The sequence below is a fragment of the Microbacterium cucumeris genome, assembly GCF_058349845.2.
This window is the reverse complement of the sequence record NZ_JBYRIZ020000002.1, coordinates 512,865-530,621: the sequence shown is the minus strand read 5'-3', so window position 1 is coordinate 530,621 and position 17,757 is coordinate 512,865. Positions and strand designations below refer to the sequence as shown.

19 protein-coding genes and 1 riboswitch are annotated in these 17,757 nt (G+C 69.6%); of the genes, 2 read left to right on the top strand and 17 right to left on the bottom strand.

All coding sequences use genetic code 11. The annotated features are described in order from the left end of the window. Positions 1 to 15: 15 nt before the first annotated feature. The 11 genes from AC3RXZ_RS09115 to AC3RXZ_RS09065 form a co-directional block, all read right to left on the bottom strand. On the bottom strand, positions 16 to 2,163 hold the full coding sequence (locus tag AC3RXZ_RS09115; RefSeq protein WP_491493797.1) for a bifunctional hydroxymethylpyrimidine kinase/phosphomethylpyrimidine kinase: 2,148 nt from the start codon (positions 2,161 to 2,163) through the stop codon (positions 16 to 18). Then, the gene (gene thiM / locus AC3RXZ_RS09110) at positions 2,160 to 3,002 is read right to left on the bottom strand and encodes a hydroxyethylthiazole kinase (protein WP_243232642.1); all 843 of its coding nucleotides are present in this window, start codon (positions 3,000 to 3,002) and stop codon (positions 2,160 to 2,162) included. The genes AC3RXZ_RS09115 and thiM overlap by 4 nt, the downstream gene beginning before the upstream one ends. Next, positions 2,992 to 3,085, bottom strand: a riboswitch (TPP riboswitch). Its footprint overlaps the gene before it by 11 nt. A gap of 23 nt (positions 3,086 to 3,108) precedes the next feature. After that, positions 3,109 to 3,816: a ribonuclease FAU-1 family protein gene (locus AC3RXZ_RS09105; protein ID WP_491493796.1), complete on the bottom strand. Its 708-nt coding sequence runs from the start codon at positions 3,814 to 3,816 to the stop codon at positions 3,109 to 3,111. A gap of 60 nt (positions 3,817 to 3,876) precedes the next feature. After that, positions 3,877 to 5,049, bottom strand: coding sequence for a glycoside hydrolase family 3 N-terminal domain-containing protein (locus AC3RXZ_RS09100; protein WP_491493795.1), 1,173 nt, complete (start codon positions 5,047 to 5,049; stop codon positions 3,877 to 3,879). 137 nt (positions 5,050 to 5,186) lie between these two features. Then, positions 5,187 to 7,688: a phenylalanine--tRNA ligase subunit beta gene (gene pheT / locus AC3RXZ_RS09095; RefSeq protein WP_491493794.1), complete on the bottom strand. Its 2,502-nt coding sequence runs from the start codon at positions 7,686 to 7,688 to the stop codon at positions 5,187 to 5,189. After that, positions 7,688 to 8,728 (bottom strand): phenylalanine--tRNA ligase subunit alpha, encoded by a 1,041-nt coding sequence (pheS, locus tag AC3RXZ_RS09090; protein ID WP_243232636.1) that lies wholly within the window; start codon positions 8,726 to 8,728, stop codon positions 7,688 to 7,690. The genes pheT and pheS overlap by 1 nt, the downstream gene beginning before the upstream one ends. Positions 8,729 to 8,773: 45 nt before the next feature. Continuing rightward, a complete protein-coding gene (locus tag AC3RXZ_RS09085) occupies positions 8,774 to 9,697 on the bottom strand; it encodes an amino acid ABC transporter permease (protein WP_243232631.1) in 924 nt (307 codons plus the stop codon). Then, positions 9,694 to 10,350 (bottom strand): amino acid ABC transporter permease, encoded by a 657-nt coding sequence (locus tag AC3RXZ_RS09080; RefSeq protein ID WP_243232630.1) that lies wholly within the window; start codon positions 10,348 to 10,350, stop codon positions 9,694 to 9,696. Before AC3RXZ_RS09080 ends, AC3RXZ_RS09085 begins: the two co-directional genes overlap by 4 nt. Positions 10,351 to 10,415: 65 nt before the next feature. Continuing rightward, on the bottom strand, positions 10,416 to 11,327 hold the full coding sequence (locus AC3RXZ_RS09075; protein WP_243232629.1) for a glutamate ABC transporter substrate-binding protein: 912 nt from the start codon (positions 11,325 to 11,327) through the stop codon (positions 10,416 to 10,418). Positions 11,328 to 11,369: 42 nt separating this feature from the next. After that, the gene (locus AC3RXZ_RS09070; protein ID WP_243232628.1) at positions 11,370 to 12,119 is read right to left on the bottom strand and encodes an amino acid ABC transporter ATP-binding protein; all 750 of its coding nucleotides are present in this window, start codon (positions 12,117 to 12,119) and stop codon (positions 11,370 to 11,372) included. 79 nt (positions 12,120 to 12,198) lie between these two features. Continuing rightward, positions 12,199 to 13,011, bottom strand: coding sequence for a TrmH family RNA methyltransferase (locus AC3RXZ_RS09065; RefSeq protein ID WP_243232627.1), 813 nt, complete (start codon positions 13,009 to 13,011; stop codon positions 12,199 to 12,201). Positions 13,012 to 13,103: 92 nt separating this feature from the next. Here AC3RXZ_RS09065 and AC3RXZ_RS09060 point away from each other — a divergent pair, with 92 nt between their 5' ends. Continuing rightward, positions 13,104 to 13,520 (top strand): DUF2809 domain-containing protein, encoded by a 417-nt coding sequence (locus AC3RXZ_RS09060; RefSeq protein ID WP_491493793.1) that lies wholly within the window; start codon positions 13,104 to 13,106, stop codon positions 13,518 to 13,520. A gap of 72 nt (positions 13,521 to 13,592) precedes the next feature. On the opposite strand, the gene rplT is transcribed toward AC3RXZ_RS09060, so the two are convergent. The 3 genes from rplT to infC form a co-directional block, all read right to left on the bottom strand. Further along, entirely contained in the window at positions 13,593 to 13,979 is a 387-nt protein-coding gene (rplT, locus tag AC3RXZ_RS09055; protein ID WP_243232623.1) for a 50S ribosomal protein L20, read from the bottom strand. A 33-nt stretch (positions 13,980 to 14,012) separates the two neighbouring features. After that, positions 14,013 to 14,207 carry a 50S ribosomal protein L35 gene (gene rpmI / locus AC3RXZ_RS09050; RefSeq protein ID WP_243232621.1) on the bottom strand — a complete coding sequence of 65 codons (195 nt, stop codon included), beginning with the start codon at positions 14,205 to 14,207 and terminating at the stop codon, positions 14,013 to 14,015. A 73-nt stretch (positions 14,208 to 14,280) separates the two neighbouring features. Beyond that, positions 14,281 to 14,940 (bottom strand): translation initiation factor IF-3, encoded by a 660-nt coding sequence (infC, locus tag AC3RXZ_RS09045; RefSeq protein WP_243232619.1) that lies wholly within the window; start codon positions 14,938 to 14,940, stop codon positions 14,281 to 14,283. A gap of 206 nt (positions 14,941 to 15,146) precedes the next feature. Here infC and AC3RXZ_RS09040 point away from each other — a divergent pair, with 206 nt between their 5' ends. After that, positions 15,147 to 15,533, top strand: a complete 387-nt coding sequence (locus tag AC3RXZ_RS09040) for a DUF1844 domain-containing protein (protein WP_491493792.1) — start codon at positions 15,147 to 15,149, stop codon at positions 15,531 to 15,533. A 172-nt stretch (positions 15,534 to 15,705) separates the two neighbouring features. Here the strand turns inward: AC3RXZ_RS09040 and AC3RXZ_RS09035 are convergent, their stop codons facing one another. Genes AC3RXZ_RS09035 through priA form a run of 3 tightly spaced genes read right to left on the bottom strand, consistent with a single transcriptional unit; the run spans position 15,706 to position 17,666 of the window. After that, on the bottom strand, positions 15,706 to 16,104 hold the full coding sequence (locus AC3RXZ_RS09035; protein ID WP_243232615.1) for a hypothetical protein: 399 nt from the start codon (positions 16,102 to 16,104) through the stop codon (positions 15,706 to 15,708). Positions 16,105 to 16,123: 19 nt separating this feature from the next. After that, positions 16,124 to 16,936 carry an SseB family protein gene (locus AC3RXZ_RS09030; RefSeq protein WP_491493791.1) on the bottom strand — a complete coding sequence of 271 codons (813 nt, stop codon included), beginning with the start codon at positions 16,934 to 16,936 and terminating at the stop codon, positions 16,124 to 16,126. Then, the gene (gene priA / locus AC3RXZ_RS09025; RefSeq protein ID WP_243232610.1) at positions 16,920 to 17,666 is read right to left on the bottom strand and encodes a bifunctional 1-(5-phosphoribosyl)-5-((5-phosphoribosylamino)methylideneamino)imidazole-4-carboxamide isomerase/phosphoribosylanthranilate isomerase PriA; all 747 of its coding nucleotides are present in this window, start codon (positions 17,664 to 17,666) and stop codon (positions 16,920 to 16,922) included. Before priA ends, AC3RXZ_RS09030 begins: the two co-directional genes overlap by 17 nt. Positions 17,667 to 17,757 lie beyond the last annotated feature (91 nt).

The following is a 17,757-nucleotide window of genomic DNA, read 5'->3' as shown; positions in this document are numbered from 1 at the left end:
AGGAAGGGCTTCCGCTCAGAGCGGATCGACGCCCATGGGAGCCGCGAAGAAGGCGAGCTCCAGCTCACTGGAGCGCGCGAAGGCGCGGAACATCCTCTCGCGACCGTCGACGTCCGAGGCCGATGCGACCCGCGTCACGTAGTCGATCGCCTGGGTCGTGGCGACCTCGAACGCGGGGTCTGCATAGGTCGCGAGCCAGGAGGCGTAGGGATGCTCCGGGTCACGGGCGCGCTCACCGAACTCCCCCGCATGCAGGCGGCGTCCCAGATCGGTATAGAGCCAGAAGCACGGCAGGATCGCGGCGATCAGCTCGCCGTACTCGCCGCCGAACGCCGTCGAACGCAGGTGATCGAGGTAGGAGGTCGTGACCTCGGAGGGCTCCGCCGCGAACGTCTCACGTCCGATGCCGCTCTCGGGCGTCAACCACGACGCGTGCAGTTCCAGTTCGCCGACGATCGATCCGCGCGCGGAGTCCGCCCAGAACGCCTGCTCCATGGGCGTCGGGGCCAGCCTTGCCGCCTCGGCGAGGACCCGCGCGTATTCCCGGAGATACAGTGCGTCCTGCGCCAGGTAGGACAGGAACCGCCCGCGATCGAGTGTCCCTGCGGCGAGGCCTCGGACGAAGGCCGCGTCGTCGATGCTCCGGCGGATGCCGCGAATGCTCTCCCACCAGTCGCTCTCGATCTCGGCGGCCTCCGGTGCGGTGTCCGTGCCCCCGCGGCTCCAGGACCCGGCGAAGTGATGAAGCGGTCCGTGGCCGCCTCCGACGCCGAGTTCGCCGCTCGCGCGGAGTGATTCGCGGAGCCAGCGGCGCGACGCGGAGACAGCGTCGACGGGGTGCTCGCCGCGTGCGAGACGCGTCGCGAGCGCCGAGGACAGCGAACAGCCCGTTCCGTGTGTATTGACCGTGGCGATGCGTGTTCCACGGAACTCCGCCCGTACGTCACGTGCCGCGTCGATGAGCGCGTCGGGTGCGTCGTCGCCGTCGAGGTGTCCGCCTTTCACGAGTACGGCGGCCCCGATCCGCGCGGACACAGCATCGGCTGCGGCGAGCGCGTCGTCCCAGCCGTCGATCGACCGGCCCGCGAGCACCGCGAGCTCGGCGAGATTGGGAGTCACGACATCGGCATGCCGCAGCAGGTCCTCGAGTCCCTGCTCCGCCTCGCGGTCGAGAAGACGATCGCCGCTGGTGGAGACCATCACGGGGTCCACGACGACGATCGGCGGACGGACCTCCCGGAGCCACCCGGTCACCGCGCTGATGACCTCGGCGTTCGCGAGCATCCCGATCTTCACGGCATCCACCATGATGTCGTCGGAGACCGCGTCGAGCTGCTCGCGCAGGAAGGCGACCGGCGGGACGTGGACGCCGCGGACGCCACGGGTGTTCTGCGCGGTGAGAGCCGTGAGCACGGCCATCCCGTATCCCCCGTTCGCGGCGATGGACTTGAGATCGGCCTGGACGCCGGCGCCGCCGGACGGGTCGCTGCCCGCGATGCTCAGGACCCGCGGCACACCGGCGGCGCGCCAGCGCCGCACGAACTCCGCTGCCGCGGTCCGCGGATCCTCGGCTGCGCACAGCGCAGAGACGACTGCGAGGCCGGCTGCTCCGGCATCCCGCAGCCGCTCGGTGTCCTCGATGCTCACCCCGCCGATCGCGACGCAGGGCAGCGGGCTCGCCAGCGCGAAGGACCGGAACCCCTCGATGCCCAGTGCCGGCGGGTGATCCGGTTTGGTCGTGGTCGGGCGGATCACACCGACGCCGAGGTAGTCCACGGTCCCCTCCGGCAGGGCCAGGACGGCATCGAGGTGCTCGGGACTGTGGGCGGTGAGCCCGATCAGCGCCTCAGGTCCGAGCGCCTCGCGGGCGCGGAGGACGGACACGTCTCCCTGCCCCAGATGCACGCCATCGATGCGCGCTCCCGCCGCCCGCGCCGCGAGCGCGGCCTCCACCCGGTCGTTCACCACGAGCAGGGCGCGTCCGTCGATGACACGGGACAACTCGACGAGCTGCGCCGTCGTCTCGGCGTCCGTCGCCGTCTTGTCTCGCAGCTGCACGACGCGCACGCCTCCGGCGACGGCCTGACGGACGGTCTCGATGACGCCGCGACGGCCGCAGAGCGACGTGTCGGTGACGAGATACAGCGAGAGGTCCGGGGTCATCGGACGGCGCCTTCGACACGTGCGGCAGCAGCCACGTCGTCCGGCCGTACAGCCGCGAGCGCGTCGAGCAGTGCGACCGCGAAGCTCCCCGGCCCCCGTGAGGCACGCGCGGCGTTCTCCGCCGCGACCGTGTACACCAGACTCGCCGCCGCGACCGTCACCAACGGATCGCCGGTGCGCGCCGTCCCGAGGAATGCCGCCATCACCGCGCCGAGTGCGCATCCGCCGCCGGTCACCTTGGTGAGCAGCTCGTGTCCGTTCGCGATGCGCAGGACGCGCGCGCCGTCCGTGATGAGGTCGACCGGTCCGGAGACCGCGACGACGCCGCCGTGGCGTTCGGCGAGCGCGAATGCGGCGTCGGCCGCGGCATCCGTGCTGTCGATCGCATCCACACCGCGGCCGCCGACGGAGTGACCCGCGAGTGCCAGGATCTCCGACGCGTTGCCGCGGATCGCTGTGGGATTCTGCTCGGCGAGCTCTCGGGCGAGAGCGGTGCGCACCGGCAGCACGCCGATCGCGACGGGGTCGAGCACCCAGGGCGTGCCGGCATCCACGGCGCCGCCGACGGCCTCGCGCGCGGCGTCGCGCTGCTCGGGCGTCGGCGTGCCGAGGTTGACCAGCACTCCCGAGGCGACGGATGCGAACATCCTGGACTCGCCGACGATGTCGACCATCGCCGGCGCAGCGCCGAGTGCCAGCAGCGCGTTCGCGGTGAACCCCGTCACCACTGCGTTCGTGATGCAGTGCGTGAGCGGTGGCGCCGCGCGCAGCGCATCGAGGAGAGCGCCGGCCTCCGTGACGAGGTCGGCTTCGGACGGTGGGCAGAGGCGATCGCTCACGCGACATCCCTTCGCTAGTACGAACTAGATCAGGTTCGACGGGTGTGTTCTCAGCCGCGGATGCGGCACCCCGTGTCACTGCCTCGCAGTCTAGCGAAGCGGTCGTTCAGGACGGCAGGTCCGCCAGTTCGGCGACCGTCCAGGACGGCTCAGGCCGCCAGCGCACCCACTCCGGCGCGAACGCCCAGTGCCCCGCGTGGAAGGACGCGATGGCGGCCGCGGCGTGAACCTCGATCAGGGCGGCCTCCTCCGGTGCGATGCGTCCCTGCTCGACGGCCGCGACGAGCTCGTCCTCGTCCTTCATGTGGATCGCGCCGTCAGCCGTGATCCACACGTCCAGCACGTGATCGGACGAGTACGTCGCCCGATCCGTGCGCTGGTGCGCGTTCTCGAGATTGACGTACCACCCGCCGAAGGTCCACTCGGAGCCTCCCGCCTCCTCCCAGAAGAGCCAGACCGACCACGGCAGGTCGGCCGGTGCGATCCGCAGGATGCCGTTGCCCCACCAGTCCTCGACGATGCGGGTGCGCGGCACGCGCCAGCGCTGGTCGAGCGGAACCGTGCGGATGCGACGGCCGTCCGGGGCGCCCATGCCTTCGAGCCTCGTTCCCACCGCCAGCCACGCGACGAGGCCTCGTTCGTCGTCGCGCACGACGCGCATCGGGGCGATGTTCGACGCGTCCCCGTGCTGCCAGCGCGGCTTGCGGTAGTGCCAGTCGATCTGCGCGCCGGGAGCGAGGAAGGGCGGGATGCCGAGGTCCCGCGCGCCTGCGGGGGCGGTCAGGGCGGTGGGCCGCAGGACGACGCCGGTCACTGGGCGCGCTCTCGCTCGAGAAGGTCGGCTGTCATGCCCCCCATCCTGGCGCAGCTCGGCTCAGGGACGCGTCGCCGCGACCAGCTCCGCCACCCGTGTCGCAGCCTCCGACAGACGCTCCGCGAACTCCGGGTCGGACTCCGCCCGCGCCGTCACGGCCTCGATGATGCGGGTGGCCGTGTCGGGCGTGGAGCCGGCGATCGTGAGGACCAGGTCGGCGCCGGCCTCGATCGCGGCCACCGCGTTCGCGACCGGGTCGGCGTAGGCCGGGTCGCCGGAGGACAGCAGCATTCCGAGATCGTCCGTCACGGCGACGCCCTCGAAACCGAGGTCGTCGCGCAGAATCGCGTACCACTCCGGCGACAGCGATGCCGGCAGGTCGGACACGCTCGTGTAGCGCAGGTGGCCCGTCATCACCAGCTCCGCCCCGGCGTCGATGCCGGCGGCGAACGGGATCGCGTCGTGCGTGCGCCAGTCGTCCAGGCTCATCGCCGTGGTGGGGATGGCGCGATGCGAGTCGCCTTCGGCAGCGCCGTGGCCGGGGAAGTGCTTGAGTGTGGTGGCGACGTACCCGCGCTCGGCCGCGACGATCGCCGCGACCCGATCGGCGACCGACTGTGGGTCGGTTCCGTACGAGCGCCCGTGGATGAACGAGCCCTCGGATCTCGGGACATCGGCCACGACACCGAAGTTGACGTCGATCCCGGCCTGCGCCAGCATCCGCGCTCGGGAGGCGAACGCCGCCCGCGCCTCCGCGGGCGGCGCATCCTTCAGGGCCGACGCGGACGGAAGCTCGTCCCAGGGAACCCGCGCCACCACACCGCCCTCCTGATCGGTCGCGATGAGCGCGTCGTCCGAGGCGGAATGCACGGAGTCGGTGAGCGCGCGCAGCTGCTCCGGTGCGCCCGGGACGTTGTCGCCCATCAGGATCAGCCCGTCGGGGCCGCTCGCGACGTAGGCGGACAGGGCGGCCGGGTCGGTGCCCCCGGCGTATCCCATGACCACGAGCGCCGCCTGCTCGCGCGCGGGCATGTCCGCGACCCGCTCGGCCGCCTTCTCGAGCGCGGTCATCGGGGCCGGTTCCGGCGTGGCCGACGGCTGCGTCGTCGGTCGCGTCGTGGTGCTCTCCGCGACGGGCGTCGTGTCCGGCGCGCAGCCGCTGAGACCGGCGCTGAGCGCCACGACGACGACGGCCGCCCTCAGGCGCTTGCGGGTCGCGCGGGAGATCGTCATGCTTCCATCCTGCCCGCCTCCGGCTGAGCGATGGGCGGGAGCTCGACGCGACCGCGCTGCTCTTCTCAGCATCCGCGGCAGATGAATCGGCCGCGTCGGCGGGAATCAGCAGCGCGGTCCGCAGAACCGCAAGGAGTTCACTCCCGCAGCGTCGCGCCGAACCGTTCGCCGGCCAGCGCGACGCCGGCGAGCTTCGCCTCCGTGGCCTCGGCGGCGGTGAGCGTGCGGTCGGGAGCACGGAAGCGCAGCGCGAACGTGAGGCTCTTCGTCCCGTCCGGCAAGCCCTCACCGCGGTAGTCGTCCACCAGCCGGAGGGATTCCAGCAGATCGCCGGCGCCCTCCACGAGGGTCTCGCGCAGGTCCCCGGCGGCGAGCGCCTCGGGAACGACGAGCGACACGTCCTGGGTGGCGGCGGGGAACGTCGACAGGCTCTCCGCGACGACCCGGTGACCGGCGAGCTCCAGGATGCCGTCGAGATCCAGCTCGAGCACGACCGCGCGGCCTGGCAGGTCCGCGTCGGATGCCACGTCCGGGTGCAGCTCGCCGACGTAGCCGACCTCGGCTCCGCGCACGCTCAGTACGCCGGTGCGCCCCGGGTGAAGCGCTGCGCGCTGCCCTTGGACGACATCGATCTCGACGCCCGCGGCTGCCGCGATGACCTTCACGGCATCCAGCGCCTCGCTCAGACCGTACGGCTCGGCGGCGCGGCCCGGCTGGCGCGGCGTCACGTTGCCCGTGAACAGCGCTGCGACATGGCGGCGCTGCGGCGGGATCGAGGCGTTGAGCGCCGCGAGCGTCTCGTCCGAGGGACGCACGCCCAGCGGCGGCACCTCGTCCGTCCCGTAGGCGACGCCCTCCTCCGGAAGGAACACGACACCGGTCTCGAAGATCGCGACGTCCGTCAGCCCGCGCGCGATGTTGCGATGCGCGGTCTGGAGCAGGCCGGGGATCAGCGAGCGGCGCAGGTACGGCGCCTGTCCGTCGAGAGCGTTCGCGAGCCGGATGCTGGGGACGTGCTCCCCGGTCGCGGACCCGTGCAGGTCGTTGTGCGCCTCGGTCGTGAACGGGAACGCCGGCGTCTCGACCAGACCTGCGGCGGCGAGCGCGTTGGCGACGCGGCGACGACCCAGCTGCAGCGCCGTGAGGCCGCTTCCGGACGGCGGCGTCGGCAACACAGAGGGGATGCGGTCCAGACCGTGGATGCGCGCGACCTCCTCGGCGAGCGACCACTTGTCCGTGAGGTCCGGTCGCCAGCTCGGCGGGATCACCTGCCAGCCGTCGGCGGTCTCGGTGACCTCGGCGCCGATCGTCTCCAGCGCTTCGGTGATCTCGGCATCCTCGTAGTCCACGCCGATGAGCCCGGGTACGAACTCGGCCGGCAGCGCGATGCCGGCGATCTCCACCTCGGAGTACAGCGCGCCGCCCGTGGTGTCGAGAGTGCCTCCGGCCAGTTCGACCATGAGGTCGGCGACCCGGCGCGCGGCCACGAACGGGATCAGCGGGTCCACGCCGCGCTCGAAGCGCTTGGACGCCTCGCTCGGCAGCTTGTGGCGGCGCGCCGTGCGGGCGATGGACACCGAGTCGAAGTTCGCGGCCTCGATGAGAACGTTGCGCGTCTCGCCGGACATCTCCGTCGTGCCGCCGCCCATGACGCCCGCCAGCCCGATCGGACCGGACTCGTCCGTGATGAGCAGGTCCTCGACGTGCAGCGCGCGCTCCTGACCGTCCAGCGTCGTCATCTTCTCGCCCGGCTGGGCACGGCGCACCGTGATCCCCCCGGAGAGCTTGTCGAGGTCGTACCCGTGGATCGGGTTGCCGAGCTCGAGCATGACGTAGTTGGTGATGTCGATGAGCACGCCGAGCGAGCGGATGCCGGCCAGGGCGAGGCGCGACACCATCCACGGCGGAGTGGGCCGGGACGGATCGACGTCGCGCACCACGCGCACCACGAACTCCTGCACGGCGGGCGCCTCGCGCAGCGGTTCAGCCGTCACCGCGAGCGGGAAGCCGCTGCCGGGCGCGACCTCGTCCCACTCGTGCTCCGCCGGGTCGCGGAAGTCCGCCCCGGTGGCGTGCGCGTACTCGCGCGCGACGCCGCGGATCGAGAACGCGTACCCGCGGTCAGGGGTGACGTTGATCTCGACGGCGACGTCGTCCAGTCCCAGCAGCGCGATGGCGTCCGTGCCGACCTCGGGGTCCAGTCCCAGGGACGACAGCACGAGGATCCCGTCGTGCTCGTCGCCGAGACCGAGTTCCCTGGCCGAGGCGATCATGCCGTCGGAGACATGGCCGTAGGTCTTGCGCGCCGCGATCGGGAACGGTCCCGGAAGGACGGCACCGGGAAGCGTGACGACGACCTTGTCATCCGGGGCGAAGTTGCGGGCACCGCAGACGATCCCGCGGACGCCGCCGTTGGCTTCTCCCACGTCGACCTGGCACCACCGGATCGTCTTGCCGTTGGACTGGGGCTCCTCCTCGAACGAGAGGACCCGCCCGACGACGACGGGGCCGGTGATCTCGAAGCGGTGGACCTCCTCCTCTTCGAAGCCGACGGCCACGAGCGACGCGAAGACGTCCTCGGGCGTGACGTCCGCCGCCACATCCACGTACTCACGCAGCCACGAAAGCGGGACGCGCATCACACCACCATCCCGTACTGCTCGCTGAAGCGGACATCGCCCTCGGCCATGTCGCGCATGTCCTTCACATCACTGCGGAACATCAGCCCGCGTTCGATCCCCATGCCGAACGCGAAACCGCTGTAGACCTCGGGATCGATGCCCGCGGCGCGCAGCACGTTCGGGTTCACCATGCCGCAGCCGCCCCACTCGATCCAGCGCGCGCCGCCCTTGAAGGTCGGGTGCCACAGGTCGAGTTCGGCCGAGGGCTCGGTGAACGGGAAGTAGTTGGTGCGGAAGCGCATCTTCGCCTCCGGCCCGAAGAGCTGGCGCGCGAAGTGGTCGAGCGTTCCCTTCAGGTGCGCCATGGTGATGCCCTTGTCGATCACGAGGCCCTCGAACTGCGTGAACACCGGCAGGTGCGTCGCGTCGAACTCGTCCGTGCGATACACGCGCCCCGGGCACAGCACGTAGATCGGCAGCTCGCGGTCGAGCATCGAGCGCACCTGGACGGGGCTCGTGTGCGTGCGCATCACGAGGTGGCGGGAGGTCGGGTCCACGTAGAACGTGTCCTGCTCCTGGCGGGCCGGGTGGTCGACGTCGAAGTTCAGTGCGTCGAAGTTGAACCACTCGTGCTCGAGCTCCGGACCCTCCGCGATCTCCCAGCCCATGCCGACGAAGATGTCGCACACGTCGTCCTGCAACAGGGAGAGCGGATGCCGCGCGCCGATACGCGTGCGCGAGGAGACGGCGGTGATGTCCACCCGCTCGGCCTCGAGACGAGCGGCGGTCTCCGCCTCGGCCAGCTCCGTCTCCTTCGCGGTGAGGGCCTGGTTGACGCGGCCGCGTCCCTGTCCGATCAGCTTCCCGAACGTCGCCTTGTGCTCAGGGGCGACCTGGCGCATCGAGGCGTTCAGGGTCGCGAGCGGCGAACCCTCCCCCACGTGGGCCGCGCGGGCCGCCTTCAGCTCTGCGGTGCTGGCGGCGGCGCCGATCGCGTCGAGCGCTGCGGCGACGGCGGTTTCCACCGCCTCGGGCGTGATCTCGGGAACGTCTGACACGAGACACGAGTCTACCGGCGCGCGGTGGGCGCGCCGTGCCGTCGATCAGATGCCGGGTGGCAGTCCGCCCATGTCCCGCTTGCCCGCGCCCTTCTGGAGGGCGATCGCCTCCGTGAGCGTCGCCTCGTCGTCGGCTGCCGGGTTGTTGGCGTGCGCGATGGCCTGCAGCTTCGGCGACCGACGGGTGCGGATCTCGAGATACTTCGCGATGCCGGAGAGGATGAGACACATGACGATGTAGATGCCGCCGATGACGAAGGCTGACTGCAGGATCGGCCGGCCCTGCTGGGAGCTCAGCAGCTTCGCGTAGTACAGCAGCTCCGGGTAGGTGATGATGAAGCCGAGCGCCGTGTCCTTCATCGTCACCACCAGCTGGGCGACGATCACCGGCAGCATGGCTCGGATGGCCTGAGGCAGCAGGATCAGTCGCATCACGCCGCTCTTGCGCAGGCCGATCGCGTAACCGGCTTCCTTCTGCCCTCGCGGCAGCGACTCGATTCCGGCGCGGAGCACCTCGGCGAGCACGGAACCGTTGTAGAGCATGAGGGCGATGACGACCGCCCAGTACGGGGCCATCGCGATCCCGATCGACGGCAGCCCGTAGTAGAGCAGCATCATCAGCACGAGGACCGGAACGGCGCGGAACAACTCGGTGATCGCGGCCACGGGTACACGGACCCAGGCATGTTCGGAGAGCCTGCCGATAGCGAGCAGGAACCCGAGCGCGAGAGCGAGGATCGCCGCGAGCGCGAAGGCCGCAAGCGTGTTGACCAGGTGGATCCCGATCTGCTCCCAGACCCTCGTGAAGGAGAAGACGTACCACTTGCTGGCTTCGAACTGTCCCGATTCGTAGAGCCGGTAGACGAGGAAACCGAGGACGGCGACGACGACCAGCACCGTGACGATGCTGAGGATCCGGTTGCGGGCGATCGCGCGCGGTCCGGGTACGTCGTAGAGAACGGAAGTCATCGTGCGATCCTCCAGCGGCGCTCGAGGGTGTTCTGCAACCAGCTGAGCAGGAGCACCAGGATGACGAAGATGACCGCAACCCAGAGCAGCACTTCCATCGGGTTGCCTGGTCGTGTGTGGGAGTCGTTGATGGCCGCACGCACCGAGGCCAGTTCGGCGACCGAGAAGCCGGCCGCGACAGTGGTGTTCTTGAGCAGGGCGATGAACACGCTCATCATGGGCGGCACAACCGATCGGAATGCCTGAGGAAGCACGACGAGCGTCATGACCTGCCCGAACGGAAGACCGATAGCGCGAGCGGCTTCGGCCTGTCCGACGGGGACCGTGTTGATCCCGGCGCGCAGCACCTCAGCGACATAGGTCGCGGTATAGATGCCGATGGCGAGGATGCCGAGGGCGAGGTTGCTGAGGTCCGGCAGTCCGAGCTGCGGGTAACCGAACACGAAGAAGAAGAAGACCAGCGTGAGCGGAGTGTTCCTGACGAGGTTCACGTACACCGTCCCGACCCCGCGGGCGATCGGGACCGGCGAGACGCGCATCGCCCCGACGATGATGCCGAGCACCAGAGCGATCGCTCCACCGGCGAAGAACACGATCAGCGTGTTCAGAAGGCCCTCGGCCCAGAAGTCGAGGTTGCCGAAGATGGCGTCCAAGCGCGCCCTCCCCTTCTTGATCGGTGTCGGAGGGGACGGCCCGAGAAGCCGTCCCCTCCGCGCGTTCAGTCGACGGCCGGCTGCTCGACCTCGATGCCGCTCGAACCGAGGTTCTTGTCGAAGATCGCCTGCCAGATGTCGCCACCGTCGGTGAAGAGGGTGTTGATGTGCTCCTGTAGCGCCGTGTCGCCCTTGGTGAAGCCGACACCGTAGCGCTCCTCCGTGAAGAGACCGCCTACGACCTTGACGTCATCCGGGTACTGAGCCGCGTAACCGATCAGGATCGCCTGGTCGGTGGTCACGGCATCCACCTTGCCGGAGATGAGGTCCTCGACGCACGCCGAGTACAGGTCGTACTCCTGCGTCTTGATCTCGGGGAAGTTGTCCTTGATGTTCTGGATCGGCGTGGATCCCGTCGCCGAGCAGACCGTCTGACCGTTGAAGTCGGACACGTCCTCGACGTCGGTGATCTCGCTGTCGGCGCCGACGAGGAAGCCCTGCCCGGTGATGAAGTACGGCCCCGCGAAGTCGATCTGCTCCTTGCGCTTGTCGGTGATCGAGTACGTGCCGACGTAGTAGTCGATGTCGCCGTTCACGATCGCCTGCTCGCGGTTCGCCGAAGCGATCGGCTTGAACTCGATCTGCTCCTCCGCGAAGCCCAGAGAAGCCGCGATCCAGCGCGCGATGTCGATGTCGAAACCGGTGCGCTCGCCCGTCGTGACGTCGAGGTAGCCGAGACCGGGCTGGTCCTCCTTCACGCCGATGACGACGCCGTCGCGAGCGGTCATCTCGTCGAAGGTCGGGCTGCCCTCAAGGGTGACGTCCTCCGCCACCTCGAACCACGTCGTCTCCTCGCCGGCGTCGCCGCCGTCAGCGTCCCCACCCGGGTCGGACGGCGTGCCGCTGTTGCAGGCGGTCAGCGCGAGCAGCGCGGCTGCCGCGATCCCGATCCCTGCCAGTGTCCGTGTGCGTCGCATGTGCGTCTCCTTCGTGTGCTGTGTCTTCAGGATGGTCGGAAATCAGTGGGTCAGGAGCTTGGACAGAAAGTCCTTCGCCCGGTCGCTCTTGGGCGCGGTGAAGAATTCCTCGGGCTTGGCCTCCTCGACGATGCGTCCGTCGGCCATGAAGACGACGCGGTTCGCCGCCTTGCGCGCGAACCCCATCTCGTGCGTCACGACGATCATCGTCATGCCGTCCCGCGCGAGTCCCACCATGACGTCGAGGACCTCATTGATCATCTCGGGATCGAGGGCGCTCGTCGGCTCGTCGAACAGCATGACCTTCGGGTTCATCGCGAGCGCACGCGCGATCGCGACACGCTGCTGCTGACCGCCGGACAGCTGCGCGGGGAGCTTGGACGCCTGCTGGGCGACGCCGACGCGGTCGAGCAGCAGCATCGCCTCCTTCTCGGCATCCGCCTTCTTCAGACCCCGGACCTTGATCGGCCCGAGGGTGACGTTCTCGAGGATCGTCAGATGCGCGAAGAGGTTGAACGACTGGAACACCATGCCGACGTCGGCGCGCAGATGCGCGAGCGCCTTGCCCTCAGCAGGCAGCTTCTCGCCGTCGATCGAGATCGAACCGCTCGTGATCGTCTCGAGCCGGTTGATCGTGCGGCACAGCGTCGACTTCCCGGACCCCGAGGGGCCGATCACGACGACGACCTCGCCCTTGCCGACGGTGAGATTGATATCCGTCAGCGCCTGGAAGTCGCCGTAGTGCTTCTGGACGTTGTCGACGACGACAAGGGGTGCACCAGTCTCGGTCATGTCCCCACACTAGAAGTCGGCAGGTCCCGGTGCCAGAGCCGAATCGCCCGAGTTACACAGTTGTAACCGGGATGCCTCGTCAGCGCGCGGCGGCGGCGCGCTGCGTGAAGGCGCTCTCGTACAGGCAGACGCTGGCCGCAGTGGCGAGGTTCAGAGACTCCGCCCGGCCGAAGATCGGCAGCTTCAGGGCGCGATCTGCCAGCGCCAGCGCCGTGTCCTCGAGGCCGCGGGCCTCGTTGCCGAACAGCCAGGCGGTCGGCCCGTCCAGGACGCCTGCGGCGCGGGCTTCGAGCAGGTCGTCGCCCTTCACGTCGGCGGCGAGGACGGTGATCCCGGTGGCGCGGGCCCGCGCGACGACATCGGCGAGGTCGCCGCCGACCGAGACGGGAAGATGGAACAGCGATCCCGTCGTGGCGCGGACGACCTTGGGATTGTACGGATCCACGGTGCGCCCGGTGAGCACCACGGCATCCGCCCCCGCGGCATCCGCGGCCCGGATGATGGTCCCCAGGTTCCCGGGGTCGCGCACCTCTTCGCAGATCGCGATGAGCCGGGGCGAAGACGCGAAGATGTCCTTCACCGAGGTGGGCGTCTGCTGGACGACGGCGACGAGACCCTGCGGCGTGACGGTGTCCGCCATCGCATTGAGGACGTACTCCGTCACGTACTCGACCTCGACGCCGTGCTCGGTCGCCTTGGACCGGATGTCCGGGTGCTTCTCCCAGCCCGACGGAGTCGCGAACAGCTCGACGATCGCCTCCGGACGATACGACAGCGCCTCGCGCACAGCCTGAGGCCCCTCGAGAAGGAACAGACCCGTCTCGGAACGAGCGCTGCGCTTGGTGAGCTTGGCGACGGCGCGGACACGGGGGGACCGGGGATTCTCCAGCACGGTCTCAGTCTAGGGACACGGGACCGCTCCCGCGCGTACCCGCGGAGCTGTTCATTCGGCGTCCACGCAGATCCGCCGGTTAGTGTGCCGGGGTGCCTTCCGCCGACCTGCGCTCCCCGATCCGCCGGCGCGTCGTCCTCGCCTGCGTGGCGGCGACGACGATCGCAGCGGGTCTGGTCGTGCACCGGTTCGGCTCCGGCATCCCCGGGGATGTCGCCGGGGATGCTCTGTACGCCGTCCTGGTCTACGTGCTGCTGGCCCTCGTCGCCCCGCGCAGCCCGAGACGCCTGATCGCGGCCCTCGCGCTGATCGCCTGCGCCGCCGTCGAGCTCCTCCAGCTCACCGACTTTCCCCGTGACGTCGCGGCGGCGTTCCCGCCCGCCGCCCTCGTGCTCGGCGCGGGGTTCGACCAGTGGGACCTTCTGGTCTACGCGGCCGCGGTTGTGGCGGCGATGCTCGTCGATGTCGCGATCTCGCGAGCCGCACGTCGCCGCTCCCCCGAGCGCTGACACGCTCTCGGGCGCTGACACGACGGAACGGGCGCCCTCCCGAAGGAGGACGCCCGTTTCCGCGAAGGATGCTTACGCAGCCGACTTCGGCGCGTTCACGTCCGAAGGCAGGGCCTTCTTGGCCGTCTCGACGAGCGAGGCGAACGTGGCAGGCTCGTTCACCGCGAGCTCGGCGAGCATGCGGCGGTCGACCTGCACACCCGCGAGGCCGAGGCCCTGGATGAAGCGGTTGTACGTGATGCCGTTCTGACGGGCCGCAGCGTTGATGCGCTGGATCCAGAGGCGACGGAAGTCGCCCTTGCGCTTGCGACGGTCGCGGTACGCGTAGACGAGGGAGTGGGTGACCTGCTCCTTGGCCTTGCGGTAGAGGCGCGAACGCTGGCCGCGGTAACCGGAGGCGCGCTCGAGGATGACGCGACGCTTCTTGTGGGCGTTTACCGCCCGCTTGACTCTTGCCATTTTCCTGTGTTCCTGTTCGTGCGATCAGTCGCGTCAGCGACCGAGAAGCTTCTTCGCGACCTTGGTGTCGTTCTTCGAGAGCACCTGGTCCTGGTTGAGGCGGCGGGTGCGACGGCTCGACTTGTGCTCGAGGTTGTGGCGCATGCCGGCCTGCTGCTTCTTCAGCTTTCCGCTGCCGGTGATCTTGAAGCGCTTCTTAGCACCCGAGTGGGTCTTCTGCTTCGGCATCTTCTCTTCCTTCGTATGGCGCCTTCTCAGGCGACGGTGTTCACCCGCGCGATGCGGGAGTCTGCGGGGCGGATCACTCCGCCGGAGTCTCGGACGGCGCGTCCGTCGACTTCGCGTCGCGGGCGGCCTGCTTCTTGGCGTCCCGGACCGCGTTCTGCTCGGCCTTCGCCTCGGACTTGTTCTTCAGCGGCGCCACGACCATGACCATGTTGCGCCCGTCGATCGTGGGATTCGACTCGACGGTGCCGAACTCGGCGACGTCCTCGGCGAACTTGCGCAGCAGGCGCACACCCTGCTCGGGCCGCGACTGCTCGCGTCCGCGGAACAGGATCATGGCCTTGACCTTGTCGCCCGCCTTCAGGAAGCCCTCGGCGCGCTTGAGCTTCGTCGTGTAGTCGTGAGCCTCGATCTTCAGGCGGAAGCGGACTTCCTTGAGGATCGTGTTCGCCTGGTTGCGGCGGGCTTCCTTCGCCTTCTGGGCAGCCTCGTACTTGAACTTGCCGTAGTCCATGATCTTGACCACGGGCGGCTTCGAGTTGGGTGCCACCTCGACGAGGTCGAGGTCGGCTTCCTGCGCAAGGCGCAGCGCCGCCTCGATGCGGACGACGCCGATCTGCTCACCCGCGGGGCCGACGAGGCGGACCTCGGGGACGCGGATGCGCTCATTGGTGCGGGGATCGCTGATGCGGAACTCCTTAGACGATGGTTTCGGCCACCAGGATGCTGTCGGCATCCTGGGCGAAATCAGACTCGTCTCCCACCCGCCGGCATTTCAGACAGCCGGCGGCACCCTGTCTACCGGCTCGTCTTTCGAACGGAGCCGGCGGAGTGCAAGACCCGGTAGCCTGGAACGGCAAGCGCGGGTGGGAAGTGAATCCTCTTTCGTACCGGAACAAAACGTTCCGGAGCCCGGCACAGTCTAACAGAAGGCAAGGCGAAGTGACGACTCAGGCAGCAGGCGACGACCACCGGCACGAGGAGTGGGCGAGGCAGGAGGACGCCGCCACCGCCGCATCCCGGGACATCGCCGATGTCCCTGCCGTCGAGGTCATCACCACCACCGCCGTGCACCTGATGAGCGCGGCGGCCGTCAAGCTCGGCCTCGCCGACGACCCGGACACCCAGCTCGACCTCGACGAGGCGCGCAAGCTCATCAACGCGCTGGCCGGACTCATCACCGCGGGGGCTCCCGAGATCAGCGATATGCACGCCCGCTCGCTGCGCGACGGTCTGCGCTCCCTGCAGCTCGCATTCCGCGAGGCCTCGGCGATCCCCGACCCGATCGGCAAGGGCCCGGGCGAGAAGTGGACCGGTCCGGTCACCTGAGACGCGCCTCCCCCACCCGCTCGTCGAGCGAGCCCCACCCGTTCGTGAGCGAGCGAAGCGAGCCGAAACGCCCCCACCCGTTCGTCGAGCGAGCCCCACCCGTTCGTTGAGCGAGCGAAGCGAGTCGACACGCAGCGGAATAGCCCCCTCGGATCGCCGGCGGGCTCCGAACTCAGCCGCCCAGAACGATGGGATCGGCGATCGAGGGGCCACCGCACGCCTCGGTCGAATGCGTCCAGTCGACGGCGTGTTCGGTCTCGTCGGTCAGCGCGCCCGCCCGATAGACCCGCACCGTGACGTTCTCCGGCGTGCTCAAGTCGATGAAGCCGAACGACCAGGTGTGCTCGTCCGTGGTGACCGTGATCGCCGGAGCATCCGCCTCACTCGAATCAGGCGCCGGCGAGCACGTCGCATTCACGCAGAGCTGCACGAACACGGCATCCCCGACTGCCGTGGCGTCCACCTCGACGACGCTGATCCAGCCGATCGCCGGACATGCCTGCGGTGCGCACCCCGTCGCGGCTGCGAGCATGCCGAGCCCCAGCATCCCGACGGCCATCGCCCTGCGCATGGGTCGACCATAGCGGTCGTCAGACGCTGCGGCGGAGCTTGACCGTCAGGGAGTCCGCGAGCACGGCGATGCGGTCATCGGCTGCCCATCGCTGCGCGAGCCGCGCCAGCACAGCGTCGAGGACCTCGCGCTCCAGTCCGTCCACGAGCTCGAGGATGACGACGAGCTCCGGACCCCGCAGCCGCGCATCCGGGTCGCCCGCGTCGACCGCGACGTCGATCACCGCGAGCTCGTGCGCGACGCTCTCCTGAAGGGCGGCGAACACCTCGGGCGATAGGAAGCTCGGCTCCCACCGCTGCCCCTGCGCCACCGCCCACACCGCCGGTCGCCGGAGCACGAACTCGGTGTCCGACGTCGGGTCCAGCACGATGAGGTCGGTGTCCTCGGCCGACGCCGCCAGTGCCGCCCGGACCGCCTCGACCGGGATCGGCCGTGCCGAGGCATCCCAGTTCCGCATCGCCTCGACCGAGGAGAACACCGGCTGAACGCGGCGGCCGTCCGGTGCCGCGACCGTGACGATGGACAGTTCCTGGGTCTTGTCGACGGTCAGCCCGCTCGGTGCCGTCCCCTCCTCGCCCTTCTCCGCGATGAGGGGGATCAGGACGCGGGCCCGGCGGAACGCGTCGACGACCTCCGCCTGGCTGCCGTCGCCGGCACGGAAGCGCACCAGCGCGTCGAGCAGCGCGGGGTCGGCGGACCCGTCATCCGCGGCGTGCGGATTGGCCTCGAAGCTGCGCCCCTCCCACGGGACCCCGGCGGAATCGCCGGACCCGGACGGAGACGGTCGACCGGCGGGAGCGCCGTGATCGCAGGGGTCAGTCTCCTGCGACATCCAGTGCCTCGGCCAGCGTGAAGGCGCCCGCGTAGAGCGCCTTGCCCACGATGGCGCCCTCGACGCCCAGCGGCACCAGGTCGCGGAGCGCCGCGATGTCGTCCAGGCTAGAGATGCCGCCCGAGGCGACGACCGGCTTCGGGGTGCGCGAGGTCACCTCGCGCAGCAGATCGAGGTTCGGACCGCGCAGAGTGCCGTCCTTGGTGACGTCCGTCACGACGTAGCGGCTGCAGCCGGCCTCCTCGAGGCGGTCCAGCACCTCCCAGAGGTCGCCGCCTTCCTTCGTCCAGCCGCGCGCTGCGAGCGTCGTGCCGCGAACGTCCAGACCGACGGCGACGGCCTCGCCGTACCGGCTGATCACGTCGGCAGCCCACTCGGGGTTCTCCAGGGCTGCGGTGCCGAGGTTGATGCGTGCGGCACCGGTCTCGAGAGCGGCCTCCAGGCTCGCATCATCGCGGATGCCACCGGAGAGCTCCACGTTGACCGAGCGGAACTGCTTGATCACCTTGCGCAGGATGCCCGCGTTCGATCCTCGGCCGAACGCGGCGTCGAGGTCGACGAGGTGGATCCACTGCGCGCCCTGATCGACCCACTCGCCCGCAGCGTCCAGCGGGTCGCCGTAGCTCGTCTCGCTGCCGGCCTCACCCTGGGTGAGCCGCACCGCCTTGCCGCCCGCCACGTCGACGGCCGGGAGAAGGGTCAGACTGGGGGTTGACGCGAAGTCGTTCATGTCGTCCTCGGGTGGGATGGAGGTGCTCCGTTCGCGGGCACGAGACACGAGACTAGTCCGCCGGGCCGTACGGTTCAAAACGATGACGCCG